The organism is Undibacterium sp. Xuan67W, assembly GCF_049340165.1.
GTDB lineage: Bacteria > Pseudomonadota > Gammaproteobacteria > Burkholderiales > Burkholderiaceae_D > Undibacterium.
The window spans coordinates 37,735-52,585 of sequence record NZ_JBMPPN010000018.1 but is presented as its reverse complement, the minus strand read 5'-3'; the positions used below and the strand labels follow the sequence as shown (position 1 = coordinate 52,585).

At 51.6% G+C, this 14,851-nt stretch carries 13 protein-coding genes; 2 read left to right on the top strand and 11 right to left on the bottom strand.

What is annotated here, in order from left to right; translation table 11 throughout:
* Positions 1-203: 203 nt before the first annotated feature.
* Both ACO0LE_RS15290 and ACO0LE_RS15285 read left to right on the top strand, forming a co-directional pair.
* Positions 204-893, top strand: coding sequence for a response regulator (locus ACO0LE_RS15290; RefSeq protein WP_422961217.1), 690 nt, complete (start codon positions 204-206; stop codon positions 891-893).
* A gap of 3 nt (positions 894-896) precedes the next feature.
* Positions 897-2,282: an ATP-binding protein gene (locus ACO0LE_RS15285; protein ID WP_422961216.1), complete on the top strand. Its 1,386-nt coding sequence runs from the start codon at positions 897-899 to the stop codon at positions 2,280-2,282.
* A gap of 43 nt (positions 2,283-2,325) precedes the next feature.
* Here the strand turns inward: ACO0LE_RS15285 and prmC are convergent, their stop codons facing one another.
* From prmC to ACO0LE_RS15230, 11 genes are all read right to left on the bottom strand, one after another.
* On the bottom strand, positions 2,326-3,171 hold the full coding sequence (gene prmC, locus ACO0LE_RS15280) for a peptide chain release factor N(5)-glutamine methyltransferase (protein WP_422961215.1): 846 nt from the start codon (positions 3,169-3,171) through the stop codon (positions 2,326-2,328).
* Complete coding sequence (locus ACO0LE_RS15275) at positions 3,171-3,677, bottom strand: disulfide bond formation protein B (protein ID WP_422961214.1); 507 nt, start codon at positions 3,675-3,677, stop codon at positions 3,171-3,173. The genes prmC and ACO0LE_RS15275 overlap by 1 nt, the downstream gene beginning before the upstream one ends.
* 309 nt (positions 3,678-3,986) lie before the next feature.
* On the bottom strand, positions 3,987-5,066 hold the full coding sequence (prfA, locus tag ACO0LE_RS15270) for a peptide chain release factor 1 (protein WP_422957295.1): 1,080 nt from the start codon (positions 5,064-5,066) through the stop codon (positions 3,987-3,989).
* Between the two features lie 106 nt (positions 5,067-5,172).
* Positions 5,173-6,462 carry a glutamyl-tRNA reductase gene (hemA, locus tag ACO0LE_RS15265; RefSeq protein WP_422961213.1) on the bottom strand — a complete coding sequence of 430 codons (1,290 nt, stop codon included), beginning with the start codon at positions 6,460-6,462 and terminating at the stop codon, positions 5,173-5,175.
* Positions 6,463-6,552: 90 nt separating this feature from the next.
* Complete coding sequence (locus tag ACO0LE_RS15260; protein ID WP_422961212.1) at positions 6,553-8,961, bottom strand: CHASE2 domain-containing protein; 2,409 nt, start codon at positions 8,959-8,961, stop codon at positions 6,553-6,555.
* 22 nt (positions 8,962-8,983) lie between these two features.
* Positions 8,984-10,681: a FecR domain-containing protein gene (locus ACO0LE_RS15255; RefSeq protein ID WP_422961211.1), complete on the bottom strand. Its 1,698-nt coding sequence runs from the start codon at positions 10,679-10,681 to the stop codon at positions 8,984-8,986.
* Between the two features lie 66 nt (positions 10,682-10,747).
* On the bottom strand, positions 10,748-11,440 hold the full coding sequence (locus tag ACO0LE_RS15250; RefSeq protein WP_422961210.1) for a response regulator transcription factor: 693 nt from the start codon (positions 11,438-11,440) through the stop codon (positions 10,748-10,750).
* Between the two features lie 378 nt (positions 11,441-11,818).
* Positions 11,819-12,082, bottom strand: a complete 264-nt coding sequence (gene minE / locus ACO0LE_RS15245) for a cell division topological specificity factor MinE (protein WP_422961209.1) — start codon at positions 12,080-12,082, stop codon at positions 11,819-11,821.
* A gap of 1 nt (position 12,083) precedes the next feature.
* On the bottom strand, positions 12,084-12,899 hold the full coding sequence (gene minD / locus ACO0LE_RS15240; RefSeq protein ID WP_422957289.1) for a septum site-determining protein MinD: 816 nt from the start codon (positions 12,897-12,899) through the stop codon (positions 12,084-12,086).
* Between the two features lie 65 nt (positions 12,900-12,964).
* A complete protein-coding gene (gene minC / locus ACO0LE_RS15235; protein WP_422961208.1) occupies positions 12,965-13,732 on the bottom strand; it encodes a septum site-determining protein MinC in 768 nt (255 codons plus the stop codon).
* A 243-nt stretch (positions 13,733-13,975) separates the two neighbouring features.
* Positions 13,976-14,824, bottom strand: a complete 849-nt coding sequence (locus ACO0LE_RS15230; protein WP_422961207.1) for a hypothetical protein — start codon at positions 14,822-14,824, stop codon at positions 13,976-13,978.
* Between the last annotated feature and the right edge of the window lie 27 nt (positions 14,825-14,851).

Genomic DNA, 14,851 nt, shown 5'->3' with positions numbered 1-14,851 from the left:
TGCTTGCATTGTCTGCCGGAGAGTTGTAAAACGAGGTTAAGGTGGCGTAAAGGCCGGTAAAAATCTGCAACAGATGCCCGTTCCGGTGAGTCCGGTGTGACTGTAAATCTGGGTAAATCAGGCTTTCCCCGGGTCTTTGTGCACGTCGTTAAGGGAGAAATTCGGTATGATGACACTGTTACAAATCTACTCTAGCCAATGCAATGACCAAGGTACTGCTCGCCGATGATGATGTCGAACTGGTTGATATGCTCAGGGAATACCTTGAGCGTGAAGACTATGTCGTTACTGTGGTCCATGATGGCGCCCAGGCGGTGAGTGAGGCTTTGACCGGTCATCATGCGATTGTGGTGTTGGACATCATGATGCCGCATATGAACGGGATTGAGGCGTTGCGCCGCATCCGTGCCCAGAGCCGGATGCCGGTCCTGATGCTGACTGCCAAAGGGGATGATGTTGACCGTATCATTGGACTGGAACTGGGAGCTGATGATTATGTTCCCAAGCCGTGTACGCCCCGTGAGTTGCTGGCGCGTATCCGGGCGATTTTACGGCGGACTCAAAGTGCGCCTGGTAGCGACGTACAAGTCCTGCCGCTGGTGATCGGTGCCTTGAGCATTTGGCAAAGTCAGCGCCGCGCAGAATGGAGCGGACAGCCTCTGGAACTCACGAGTACCGAATTTACACTGTTGGAAATACTCGCTCGAAATGCGGGCCGCACCGTCAGCAAAAATGATTTATCCGAACAAGGCTTGGGGCGTCCCCTGACGCGCTTTGACCGCAACATCGACGTGCATCTGAGTAGCATTCGCCAAAAATTAGGTCCGTTAACCGATGGCCGCGCCGTCATTCAGACCGTGTATCGGCAAGGCTATATGCTGACCAAGGAGTAAGCGGTGGGTCGCCTGTTCTGGAAATTTTTCTTCTTCATCTGGCTGGCGCAATTAACGGCAATTGCCGGTATCGGCGGCACGCTGTCACTCAAGCATCAGCGTGAGCAGGAGGCGCGTGCGGCGGCCGATTTGCTCTATGCAAAAGAGCATCCGGCAATGGTATTGGCGCCTGATGTTTTGTCAGACATCATACCGCCAGATACTGCGTCTGCGGGCAGGCCACAAACTCGGTCAGACCGACCGGAATTATTGCCCCGCCATATTTCCCCTCCAGATAGGAATAATCATCCTGGAACCACGCATCCCGGGCCGCCCGCACACATTGACCATCCAGGATTTCGGCACGACGACAGTTTAGGGGGCGATCATGACATGCCGCCAGGGCCGCGCGAGGTTAATGTTTTTATTCCGATGGCGGCAGCGCTGCTGGCAAGCCTATTGTTTGCTGCTTTACTGGCCTGGTACATGTCAAAACCGATACGTCACTTGCGTACTGCATTTATTTCTTTGGCTGAGGGTAATTTACAGACCAGAGTCGGTGCCAGTATGGGCAGGCGGCAGGATGAGCTGGCAGATCTGGGACGCGAATTTGACAGCATGGCAGAGCAACTCGCGAATCTGATGGAAAGTCAGCGCCGCCTCTTGCATGATGTCTCGCACGAGTTGCGTTCGCCACTGGCAAGGTTGCAGGCCGCGATCGGTCTGGCGCGACAACAGCCCGAGCGTGTCGATGCCTCGATGGACAGGATCGAGCGTGAAGGTGTGCGCATGGACAAGCTGGTCGGTGAACTGTTGACATTGTCGCGCATTGAAGCCGGTGTCATGGCGAGTATGGACAGTATTCAGGTCGATGAATTGCTTGCCGAGATTGTTGATAACGCAGGCTTCGAGGCGGAATCGCATGGCAAGGAGCTGGTGTTTTTCGGCAGTGTGATGGGACAGGATGTATTGCTGAGGGGCCGTTATGAATTGCTGTACCGGGCTTTAGAAAATGTCGTGCGCAATGCCATCAAATATACCAGAGACGATGGCATTGTCCGTCTGGAAGCACAACTGGAAGCGGCGCCTCTCACAGTGACACAATCAAGTGCAGCGGGCGCTAAGCAACTCAGAGTGCGGATACTCGATGAAGGTAAAGGCGTGCCAGAGTCTGAGTTGCAAACCATCTTTGAGCCGTTTTTCCGAGGCGCGAATGCCAGTGCAAACAGCGCTGCTGGAACGGGGAGAAATGCGGATGGTTACGGCCTGGGGCTAGCGATTGCACAGCGCGTGATCTTTGCACATGGCGGCAGCATCATCGCGAGTAATCTGGCGCAAACCGGTGGCGCGCCTGGTGGTTTATGCGTCGAAATTATCTTGCCGGTTCTGGCAAAATCGACTACTCTGTGACGGTGAAATGCATCGGTAAGAGGGCGCATTTCTACAAGTATATTTACGCTGGATTTTCTGGCAATCTTCCGCCGGTAACACGCTCAATACCACCCAGATCAATCCAGCTTTGTACCTCGATAAATCCGTGTTGCGTCAGTAACCCGCGTACTGCCTGTGCTTGATCATAGCCGTGTTCCATCAGCAGCCAGCCTTGCGCACTCAGGCGTTGTGCCGCACCTTGAATAATGATGCGATATCCAGTTAAGCCATCGGCCTGATCAGTGAGTGCGATGATGGGTTCGAAGCGCAAATCTCCTTGTTGCAGATGATGATCATCTTTGACGATGTAGGGCGGATTGCTGACGATGGTGTCGAATTGCTCATCGCCTAATGCCGAGAACCAGTCACTTGGGAGCAAGCGCATTTTGCTGTGCGGGACATTGCGGTCGGCATTTTGCTGTGCCACGGCGACCGCTGCCGTACTGATGTCAGTCGCTGTGACCGTCAGATCAGGTCGCTGGTGCGCAATCGCGATGGCAATCGCACCTGATCCTGTACCCATATCGAGCAGACGACCCTGTTGCGGTGCGCGCTCGACGGCCAATTCGACTAATAATTCGGTTTCATGACGTGGAATCAGCACATCGCTGGTGACATGGAAAGGCAGGCCGAAAAATTCACGTTCACCAATCAGATACGCGATAGGTTCGCCGTCGTAACGGCGTACCAGAAGCTGATCGAGCCTGGCTGCCTGTGCTGCGTCGAGGCGTTCTTCCGATTGCGTGATCAGCTGGATGCGGGTCAGTCCTAGCGCATGCATCATCAGGATGCGCGTATCAACCACATCAAGCGGACTGGCTGTCTGGCAGGCACCGATGCTGATGCCTTCATGGATCCAGTGTGCCATTAACGGTGACGACCAAATAAACCGCGTTGCGTATTGTCTTTTTGCAGCAGGGCAAACAACAGCGCGACGGTGAAGACGCCAAACCATACCGCTGCCCAGCCTGGAATCGACAGGCCGATAATTGGCGGGTAAGGTGTCTCACACAAGCCGTCGGCTTTAAACATGATAGGCAGCCATTGCGCTGTAAATATCTTGTTCAAGACAGTTTCATAGGGATCGATGCCGCAAGTCAGTTCAGGATTGGCGAGCAGCCACAGATGCTTGCCCGCGATCCCCAGACCGCTGAGTGAGGACAGTAAGGCCAGTCCGATGCTGATGCGACGGGCTTGACCTTGCAAAGCAAGAGCGATCAGGCAACATATCGCAATGAAAATAAATGCATAACGCTGCATGACGCACAGCGGGCAGGGCGGCATGTTTTTAACAAGTTGCAGATACAGGGCAAAGCCGAGCAGGGCAATACAAATCGTGGCGACAGAGATTAGAATGGTTTTTGTGCGGGTCATGGCGAACTGAGGAAATAATTGAACTTGCCGTAGGATACCCTAAGCGGCAATTGGTTCTGTGACTAAACGTAGTATTTGTTCGCGAATAGCAAAATAGCGGCTTCATTGACTCTCAGATTCGTCCGCAGATACTGTCGATCTCGCCGCGCGAAGTGATAGATGGCAAAGCACTGCTAGTGATCACGATCAGAGCAGATGCGAATTTTTTATCGATATACTGGGTGATGTATGTGATATCAATCCTTTAATCCGCTTATATAACGTGCGGAATATAGATATCAATACATATACTCCCCCTATTTATCAAATTTAGTCGTCACCTAATGCCGCCAGTAACTCGGCCTGATGTTCCGCAACCAGGGCGTTTGTCAATTCTGTCAGCTCGCCATCCATGATGAAGTCGAGTTTGTATAAAGTTAAGTTAATGCGGTGATCCGTCATGCGGCCTTGCGGGTAATTGTAGGTACGGATGCGTTCGCTGCGGTCGCCGGAGCCGATCAGACTCTTGCGGGTCGCCGCTTCTTTTGCCTGCTTCTCGCGCATTTGACCATCCATGATACGAGTCGCTAAGACGCGCATTGCCTGTGCTTTATTCTGATGCTGACTGCGGCCATCCTGACATTCGACCACGATACCGGTCGGTAAATGCGTGAGACGCACGGCAGAATCCGTTTTATTAATATGCTGACCACCGGCACCCGATGCACGGAATGTATCGATGCGCAGATCGGCGTTGTTGATGACTACGTCCGCGAGTTCATCCGCCTCTGGCATGACGGCTACTGTGCAGGCCGAGGTATGGATGCGGCCTTGCGTTTCGGTGGCGGGAACGCGCTGGACGCGGTGACCGCCAGATTCGAATTTTAATTTGGAATAAGCGCCGAAACCGGCGATCCGGACGATGACCTCTTTATACCCGCCGAGCTCTGACGGCGATTCGGACATCATTTCGATTTGCCAGCGATTACGCTCTGCGAAGCGGGTGTACATGCGCAGCAGATCGCCTGCGAACAGCGCTGCTTCGTCACCGCCGGTGCCAGCGCGGACTTCGAGCAAGATATTGCGTTCATCGTTCGGATCTTTCGGCAGTAGCATTTTTTGCAGGTCGACTTGCAATTCTTCCATGCGCTGTCTGGCGGCATTGATTTCTTCCTGAGCGAAATCTTTCATATCTGGATCGGCCATCATCTCCTGTGCAGAGTCGATATCTGCTTGCGCCTGCTGATAGTTTTGATACAGCTCAACCAGCGGTTCGAGTTCGGCATGTTCGCGCGTCAGCTTGCGATAGTTGTCCATGTCATTGGTGACGCCTTCCTGATTCAGGAGTTGGCCGACTTCGACCAGGCGTTCTGCCAATTGGTCGAGTTTTGAAAGCATCGATGGTTTCATTGTCTTACCTAGTTTAATCAATACGGGGATATCGGAGGATGTACGAGCAGATCGTCGCATCGGAGTAGAGTGCCGGGCACGTCGGCCTGGCGGCTGTCAGGCGTCGCTAACGCTTAGTGCGGAACAACTGTGGCAGCAGGGTCGCCAGACGGGCGCGTTCGTCGCCGCTGGCCTGATGCAGTGCCTGTTGCGGGCCATGTAGAAATTTAGCAGTCAGACCTTTGGAGAGCGCTTCGAGTACCGCTTCTACGTCATCGCCGCGTGCCAGCATTTTGCGCGCACGTTCGAGTTCCAGCAGGCGCATTGCCTCACTGTTCTCATGCAGATCCTGAATCACCGGCACCACAATGCGCCCATCGACCCAGTGCATGAATGACTGTACGCGTGTTTCGATAATGGCTTCTGCCTGAGCGACAGCGGCCTGACGGTTTTCTATGCCAGTCTGTACTACATTACCAAGGTCATCGACGGTGTAGAGAAATACGTCATCAAGTGCGCCGACTTCTGTTTCGATATCGCGCGGTACTGCCAGATCGACCATGAAGATAGGACGGTGGCGGCGCGCTTTGACGGCACGCTCTACCATACCCAGTCCGATGATAGGTAAGGTGGACGCAGTACAGGAAATGATGATGTCGAACAGCGATAAACACTGAGGCAATTCAGCCAGGCGAATCGCTTTGCCGTTGAAGCGATGGGCAAGTGCTTCGCCGCGCTCGAGTGTACGGTTGGCTATGGTGATGCTTTTAGGATTTTGTGCAGCGAAATGCGTCGCACATAGTTCGATCATTTCGCCCGCGCCGATAAATAGCACATGCTGCTCAGAAATGGTATCGAAAATACGCTGTGACAAGCGTACCGCGGCGGCGGCCATTGAGACGCTATGCGCACCGATTTCGGTAGTACTGCGCACTTCTTTGGCTACTGCAAAGGTACGCTGAAATAATTGATGTAGATAAGTGCCTAGTCCGCCTGCGGCATCAGCCTGACGCACGGCATCTTTCATCTGACCTAAAATTTGTGGTTCACCGAGAACCATCGAGTCTAGACCGGAAGCAACGCGAAACGCGTGACGCACAGCATTGTCCTGCGGCAGTGTGTACAGGTGATGGCGTAATTCTGAGTAGGGCAGCTTGTGAAAGTCCGCGAGAAAATGGGCGGTGGCATCAACAGGATTATCGACGTGGCTGGCCGCATACATTTCAGTGCGATTGCAGGTCGATAAAATAGCGGCCTCTACATTTGCGTGAAAAGCATCATGCTGGCTTGCCTCACGACCAAACCACGAGCGCGCAGCAACCACTGCCTGACCGATCTGGTCAGGAGAGAACGCGACTTTTTCACGGAGTGAAAGTGGCGCAGTCGTGTGATTGAGGCCGACGGCTAGAAGTTGCATGGCGTGAGCAGCGTAAGATCAAAGTGTAAGCCCGCATTATAACGCGTCAGAGCAAAGATTTTCTGACGCAGACGACCTCATTGCGCGAGATCAAACGCTAAATGCTGGCAATTTGATATGAAATGTCGTGCCTTCGTTGGGTGCACTGACAAAACTAATCTGACCATGATGGTGATCGATAACGGCTTTTACAAAGACCATCCCCAAGCCAACGCCATCGTTTTTTGGTTGCTCGCCATGTTTGAAACGCTGAAAGCGCTGAAACAGTTTTGGCTGATCGACTCTGGCGATGCCATAACCCTGATCTTTGATGGTGCAGATGACGCTTGCTTCGACTAATCCTGCTTCATATTCCAGACTACAGGTAATGGTCGTATCGGCGGGGCTATATTTGATCCCGTTCGATAAAAGATTAGTCAATGCCCTTGTCATCAGAGCACGATCGACACGTACGGGATAATCCCCTTCGGGGATCTGGGTGACGATCTTGATATGCTTGCTTTTGGCGAGTGTCCACATCTCTTCGCTGGCATCGAGTAAGACATCCTGAAAATCCATATCTTCAAGATGGTAATTCTGTGATTCGGCACGTGCGAGCTGGACAAAATTATCCGCCAGCCCGAGCGTGATGCGTGAGGCTTTTTCTATGCGGTTGAGAAATTCGTCTTGTGGCAGTGCGGTTGCCGGGTCCTGTTGCAGCTCCAATAAGGCGAGGATAGATGCTTGAGGTGCTCGCATATCATGCGAAATAAAGTGCAAAGTCTCGTCGCGGCTGCGTTCGGCAGCGCGAATTGCCGTGATGTTAATCAGACTGACAATCCAGCCGACGAGTTCTTTTTTACCCGAGTAGCAAGGGGCGCTCTTGATCAGTAAATCCCTTCCGCGCGGATCGACCACTTCTATCCCGCTTGTCATGAGGGTGGTTTTTTGTAAATCCAGTAAATTCCACCAGCTAAAAGCTTCGGCAGGGAGTTGCTCCTGTAGGTGCGGAGGATTCATCTTGGCGAACAGATAAGGAACCAGTGCATCGTTGACTTGCGGCACGCCGATGCTGGCGAAATAGGTCTTGGCGATCTGGTTCGATAGCAGCACGTTGCCGTCGGTAGTCGTGACCAGAGTTGCATCCGGCAGACTGCTGAGACTGTCGCTGCCAAACTGGCGCAGATCCCGTACCCGTCGTGCTGCGACTTGCATGGCATCGATCCGTTGTTCCAGCCTGTCTTGTACGGGACGCTTTTCTTCCTCGTCTGTGGTTTTTAATTCCGGTAGCAGATGGGGTTCGTTATCGAGCAAAATGAATTCTTCACCGAGATAACGTATTGCTGCCTCAAGGCGGCGCCAGCTCCAAAGCGGGTAAGCAATGATCAACGAGACCAAGGCTGCAGCCGGAGGTAACCACAGGCCGCTTCGCATGGCCAGATAGCTAGTCGTCAGCACGCCGATAAATAAAAAGAAGGTCGTCAATAAGGCGAGTCGCGGTGAAAAAAACAAATAGGCCAGCATCGCAAGTAGCACCGGGCACAAGCAATACAAGCTGGCTTCCAGATTCGATGCCATCTGAACAGAACGGCCGTCGAGCAAGCTTGCCAGAATATTGGCATGAATCTCGATCCCGGCGATCATGCCTTCGTTGGCAGATACGGGCGTAGGGAAGGAATCCGCCATGCCGACCGCCGTCGGCCCGATCAGGACATATTTATTTTTAAAAAAATCGGGCGGTACTTCACCACGTAAAACTGCGACATAAGGAACTGATTTGAAGTGACCGCTGCTGCCATAAAAAGGAATATGCATCTGGTAATCACGCTGCCAAAGACCGTTGCCTGACTTAGTCGAATCGGCGCGGAGAGCTGCGGACAGGCGTGCGCCGGGCAGATTGATCTCAGTCCCGGGGGCAATTTTATAGGCCACGTCTTTCATAGCCAGAGCCATGTGTGGCCACATCTCGCCGTTCATGCCTTCTCGTAGAAATACGCTGCGTGCAACGCCGTCTTTGTCCAATTCCAGGTGAATATGCGAGAGTTGCCGGGCAGCGCTGGCTAGCGCCGGAATAGGTTTGCCGACACTCAGACCTTTGCCTGCGTTTTCAGAAAACACCGGTAGTACCGTGAGGTTGTTGGCGCTGAGTGCCGCAGCGAGTTGCTGGTCTCCGCCAGATGAGCCATCAATACCCGATGGTTCCGCCTCGGGGAAAAAAACGTCGAGCCCTATCGCCAGAGGTTTGGCCGCAGAGAGTTGTTGTAGCAGCTCAGCATGTCTTGCTCTTGGCCATGGCCACTTGCCGAGTTCTGTCAGGCTGTAATCATCAATGCCGACAATGATGATGTCGTCACGTGCCTGAACTGGATTAGCCTGCATGAAGCGATCGTACAGGCTCAGGTCAATCCGGTTCAGCGTCGCCATCCACGCCAGACATGCGGTCAGTAACAACATCAGGCAACTGATCATCAGCCATTCACGTAAGGCGATACGTTCTACCTTGATGTGTTCAGTATTCATCTGATGGCTGAGGTGTTAAGTCTTAAAATCCTGGCTTGACGATGCCGCTGCCGGATTGAATCGGTTCTCCACTACTGGTGGTCCAGCGGGTAAAAATGGTCAACTTTTGCGTGGCAGTGAAGGCACCGACATAACCATCCGCATCGGTGGCACGCACTCGAATGAAATACAGCCCTGAATCAGGGCGGGGAATGCGTAACTCTACCTGATCCAGTTCTTTGGACAGATAGACATCTTTGAATGTCGCATCACGGGCGATTTGAATCAGGAACTTTTGGCCTGGTTCGGATGGCCAATTGAATGACAATTGGTTGCCGCCATCATCGGCTGGCGCATTCATGGTCTGTGGTGACATCAGGGTAAATGCTTGTACATCACTGTAAGGGCCCTGATCGGCTTTGCCATTCACTTGAGCAATCGTTGCGACACGCCAGTAATATTTGCCATTAGTGATCTTGTCGGCGCTGAACTGTACTTCTTTGATATCGGTTTGATCGAGAATGATTTGTTTAAACGAGGCGTCGCTGCTGACTTGTAAATGGTAGGCCTTGGCATCGGCAGATTCGGTCCAGACAAAATCAACTTTTTCTGCGCGTAACTTGGCTTTTGGTTGTACGTTGAATGGCGGTTCCGGACGTGCTTTTAATGTGAACGCCTGTGTCAGCGGTAAGCCTTCAAGGCCGAGCGTATCGATCGCACTGGCGCGTACGAAGTAATTGCCGTCAGGCAGACCGTCAAATTTAAAACGGTTATCTGCAGAGCGTGCTTCCATCACGATGTTTTGTGCTTGTGCATCGTTGGCTATTTGCAGGTGATAACTCGCAGCTTCTTTTGTCTTATCGAGAGTAAATACAATAGTTGGGCGATCCTGTAGCTGATAACCGCTGACCAAAGCAGGCGCTGGCAATAAATCAACCGGTTTGCCTACGCCTTCCTGACTAATCACATTTCCTTTACCCGCTGGCAGTACCAGCGTGTTCGGTTTTTTTGCATTCCCGACGGCAACCCCGCCTGACAAGACCTCGTTGGTAATGCCATCGTCATTGACGCCAACCCGAAAATGTGTGCCGCGCACACCCGCCACCGCGAGTGGCGATCTTACTTCAAAGCGGCCTTTATTCGATTCCAGCGGCGTGACTTTGGACTCGACCCGTCCTTGCAATAACGCGATCTCAGTACGCGGGCTTTGCGTATATTTGGTCATACGCAATCTGCTCAGTGTGACCTGGCTATTCGACGGGATGGAGATGCGTGAATCGTCCGGGAGCACGAGCGTCAGGAATCCATTTTTACCGGTAGTGATTTGGGTGCCCTCTTTGTACACATTGCCAAGTGAAACCGGGCTTTCCGTTCCGTTCGATGTCTTTGCTATGGAGCTGCCTGCCAGCGCTAAGACTTTGGCTTCGCTAGGGTCTTCCGGCAGCAACTCAAATGGAATCAAAATTAATGACCCTACCGGAATAGTGCGGTCATTCGATATGTGATTGACTTTGCCGAGTATCGACCAGTTTTGCGTTTTTTCTGTAAAGCGTTTGGCGATGGACGACAGTGTGTCACCCTCGGACGCAAAGTAAGTCATGTTGGGCGGTGTGCTGAGGACGGAGCCAGGTTCACCTTTGCTCGTGACAGATCTGGCAGCGTTAGCTGGGGCTGCCATAGAACTGAGAATCAAGGATAGAAGTAATGTGCGCGTCAGCGACAGGCGTAAGATGGTCAACATGAAAACTCCTGAAGGGACTGCTACCAGACTCGCACAACTAAGCCGCTAAGTGAGTCTGGCAGGATATTACTCGGCTGTTACCTGCTCGAGGCGATAGCCATAACTATAGACTGGTGCGAGCCGGTAGCCATTTTCAGGTCGTAATTCCAGCTTACTGCGTACCCGTGAAATATGGGTATCCATCGTGCGCGAAGGGATGTCAATGTCTCGCGACCAGACCGCTTCAAGAATATAAGCCCTTGATAAGGGACGTCCGAGGTTGCGGAACAGAAGCAGCGCGAGATCGAATTCTTTTTGTGTCATTTCGACGGGGACATCATTGATGCTGACGCGGCCCGCACGTGTTTCAAATTTGTAGATGCCGAATTGCAGATGCTCTGAGACCGTTTGCGAAGGGTAGGCGCGGCGCAAGAGTGCCTGTACGCGCGCTACGAGTTCGCTGCGTCGTACTGGTTTGATCATATAGTCATCTGCACCAGCAGCAAGGCCAGCGACGATATCGTCTTCGCCAGAGCGGCTGGTCATGAAGAGTACCGGCAGGTTAGGTGACAGCTTTTCTCTGACCCAATGAAGAATCTCTGTGCCGCTTAAATCCGGTACTTGCCAGTCAAGGATCAGCATATCGTAACTATCGCGACGCAAATTATGCAACATGTCCTTGCCACTCAGGAACGGGTGGCAAGTATGACCAGCCGCATTCAAGATGGTGCATACCAGCTCAAGCAGATTATTGTCATCGTCCAGTACAGCAATTCTCATAAGGGCACGCAGATTGGGGTTGAACAATCGTAAAATAGTAAAGATACAGCATTGTACCTAACACAAGAATGATTTTAGGCAAGCTGGAAAGAATGAGCAAAAAAAATAGGCATTTCCTTCATTTTAATAGCTTTTTGGCACATAAAAACGACTAAATATTTCTGTATAGAAATTATTGTCTTGAATATCTGTCAAGCGATCGCAAACGTTTGCTGTCATTGATATATCCGTGCGGATGATAAATGAATAAGAGCCTGGGAGAGGTTGGACTGGGATTGAACTTGGACTTTATAACGGGATGATTTATCGATGAATCACATCGTTGCGCCAGATTACACCAGAGCGGTTAACACTATCTGCCGCCCTGGCGTTGGTGCATTAACTCCGTAGCTCTGCATCAGGCAAGACGACATTCACATCCAGTACTTCCAGATTACCCTGGCGATCCAGTGAAACTTTGATATCGTCTGCGTTGACTTTGGTGTATTTGGAAATCACAGCGATCAGCTCTTCTCGCAAAGCAGGTAAAAAATCATACCCTTCACGACTTGTACGCTCACGCGCAATGATGATTTGCAGACGTTCTTTGGCGGTATTGGCGCTCTTAGGTTTGTTGTTGAATAGAAAAGATAGCAAGGCCATATTACTTACCTCCAAAAATCCGTTGCAGCAGACCTGGTTTTTCATAATTGATAAAACGCAGGGGCACTTCTTGACCGAGAAAACGTGAAATCACATCTTCGTACGCATCCGACACATCGCTTCCCTTCATATGGATGGCCGGATTACCTTGATTTGATGCATGCAGCACCGCTTCTGATTCTGGAATCACACCGATCAGGGGAATGCGCAAAATTTCCTGCACGTCCGTGTAGGACAGCATCTCACCAGCCTCAACACGTTTTGGCGAGTAGCGGGTGATCAGCAGATGTTCTTTCACTGGCTCGCCGCCTTCCTGCGCGCGTTTTGACTTCGCTTGAATGATGCCCAGAATACGGTCGGAGTCACGTACGGAAGACACCTCTGGGTTAGTCACAACGATCGCCTCGTCGGCAAATGTCAGTGCCATGACTGCACCGCGCTCAATACCGGCAGGCGAGTCACAGATGATGTATTCAAAATCCATTTTGGCGAGATCCGTTAAGACACGCTCAACGCCTTCTTCTGTCAGCGCGTCCTTGTCGCGGGTTTGCGAGGCCGGCAGGATAAACAAATTATCGCAATGCTTGTCCTTGATCAGTGCCTGATTCAGGCTTGCTTCGCCGCTGATGACATTGACTAAATCATAGACGACACGCCGTTCGCAGCCCATGATCAAATCCAGATTACGCAGACCCACGTCAAAATCGAGTACGGCGGTTTTGTGTCCCCGCATGGCGAGGCCAGACGCAAAGCTGGCACTGGAAGTCGTTTTTCCTACGCCGCCCTTACCGGATGTCACAACGATGATTCTTGCCACAAAGAACTCCTTTAATTTTCGAGCAATCAAACTACTGATAGCGGTGATGGAATGATGTTAAATAATTAACCAGCTGATTTTACGGATGATACTTCAATACTGTCACCAATCAGCTTGATTTGTACGGGATGGTTAGGCAGCAATGCCGGAAAGCCATCATCAAACGTGCGGTAGATCCCTGCAATAGAGACCAATTCAGCCTCCATTGACAGTGCAAAAATACGCGCATCGGTATTGCCCGTAGCACCAGCCAGAGCACGCCCGCGCAAGGGTGCGTAAATATGAATGCTTCCGTCAGCAATGACCTCAGCGCCATTATTGACCGATGCGGTAATGATCAGATCTGCCCCGCGCGCGTAAATACGCTGCCCCGCACGCACCGGTGTGTCGATCACCATTGCCGGTGTATTGCTATGGATAATTTGTGGTGCTGTCGCGGGAACAGGTTTCTCAGCGACGATTTCCACTGCAGTCGCTGTCGTAACCGGAGTCGGGCTGGTGAACTCTGGACGTGGCTTGCTGACCACGTCGATACTCAGGCCGTGGCTGCGTATTGTGCTGTAATCGCTTTCCTGCGCATTGCGTACGGCGACCGGATTGAGTCCAAACGATTTAAATAAACTGATCAGTGCTGGCCAGTCTAGTTTTTCTGAGGCGATATTTTCTACATCGATGACGGCAAACTCGTCGTCAAAAAAATCTGGCGTACCCGCTGTCATTTGCTTCAAAGCGGCTTCCAGCGTAGCGATGGGCGCGGCATGCAAAATAATCGCAACGGCGACAACGGTAGAAATTTTTATTTCAACAGGCTTGTGCGTCAGGCTATTTTGCATAGTAAATAATCAGTAAGGTGGCAATGCGACGGTCTGAACAGGCGAAAGAATAACGGCTATTGTAAAAGACTTATCCCTGTCGTTGTGGTCTAAGTCTCGCTAAAACTGCAAAAAAAATAAGCGAAATCCGCTTGCAATCCGATTAAAAAATAGGCTGGCAATTGTCTTTGCCGGAGAATTTTTTTCAAAAACCTATGCAAATTATCGAGCCGATCTGTCGTTTTTGTCGTCGCGACGAGTGCCTTAGTCAGCGTTTAAAACCAAGGTCAGTTCTGCAACGCGCGCTTTAAGAGCCATATTCTCGGCATGCAGTTCGGCTATTTTTTGTTGCAGTACTGCGATGTCGGCGGGATCCGCAAGAGCCGCTGAGGCGCGAGGAATACTATCCATACTTTGCACCTGAGCATCGTCTTGTGAAGTGCTATGTTCCGGAGCTTCATTTTTTACTATTTTGACAGGCCGGCTTGCTGCTTTGATCTCGCGCGCACGTCTGGCGGCCTGTTGTAACTCTTTACGACCGCCTGCGACGGCGTCGGCTTGTTGCGCCTCCGGTAAGGAGGCAATAGCCGCGGCGGCGCTGATAGAGATGGTTCCAGCGCGGACCGCATTGACTAATGCGGGGCTTGCCGCCTTCTGAATTTTCTCAATTTGCGTGACAGCATTGCTGCTGATTCCGGCGGATTTGGCGATGTCTTCGCGCGTATTTTTTGTCTTTGGTTCCGTGTTTTCATCGGGCGCTGGTGCCGTATTGTCGCTCGCTGGCTTATTGCGTGCGGCGACAATTTCTTTTTTGCGTAATGCCAGCATGCCACGCTGAAAATCCGTGACGCTGCGACGTCCGATATGGTTATCGATCAGCCAGAGAATGACATCTTCCATACTATCGAGTGAAGTATTTTGTATTGTTTTATAAGGCAAATTGTGTTGCTGACAAATTGCATAACGGTTATGGCCGTCGATTAGCGTATCACCCCATAAGATCAGGGCATCACGACAGCCCTCGCGCAAAATGCTACGTTCCAGTGCCTCATATTCATGGGTTGTCAGCGGATCAATATAGGCTTTAATTTCTTTGTTAATTTGTATGGTCATGGGTGATGCTGGTTAAATATTTTCTGA

Excerpts from the sequence above, each read along its gene's own strand:
- ACO0LE_RS15290 (WP_422961217.1), top strand. The coding sequence starts at position 204 with ATGACCAAGGTACTGCTCGCCGATGATGATGTCGAACTGGTTGATATG.
- prmC (WP_422961215.1), bottom strand. The coding sequence starts at position 3,171 with ATGGCACACTGGATCCATGAAGGCATCAGCATCGGTGCCTGCCAGACA.
- ACO0LE_RS15275 (WP_422961214.1), bottom strand. The coding sequence starts at position 3,677 with ATGACCCGCACAAAAACCATTCTAATCTCTGTCGCCACGATTTGTATT.
- prfA (WP_422957295.1), bottom strand. The coding sequence starts at position 5,066 with ATGAAACCATCGATGCTTTCAAAACTCGACCAATTGGCAGAACGCCTG.
- hemA (WP_422961213.1), bottom strand. The coding sequence starts at position 6,462 with ATGCAACTTCTAGCCGTCGGCCTCAATCACACGACTGCGCCACTTTCA.
- ACO0LE_RS15260 (WP_422961212.1), bottom strand. The coding sequence starts at position 8,961 with ATGAATACTGAACACATCAAGGTAGAACGTATCGCCTTACGTGAATGG.
- ACO0LE_RS15255 (WP_422961211.1), bottom strand. The coding sequence starts at position 10,681 with ATGTTGACCATCTTACGCCTGTCGCTGACGCGCACATTACTTCTATCC.
- ACO0LE_RS15250 (WP_422961210.1), bottom strand. The coding sequence starts at position 11,440 with ATGAGAATTGCTGTACTGGACGATGACAATAATCTGCTTGAGCTGGTA.
- minE (WP_422961209.1), bottom strand. The coding sequence starts at position 12,082 with ATGGCCTTGCTATCTTTTCTATTCAACAACAAACCTAAGAGCGCCAAT.
- minC (WP_422961208.1), bottom strand. The coding sequence starts at position 13,732 with ATGCAAAATAGCCTGACGCACAAGCCTGTTGAAATAAAAATTTCTACC.
- ACO0LE_RS15230 (WP_422961207.1), bottom strand. The coding sequence starts at position 14,824 with ATGACCATACAAATTAACAAAGAAATTAAAGCCTATATTGATCCGCTG.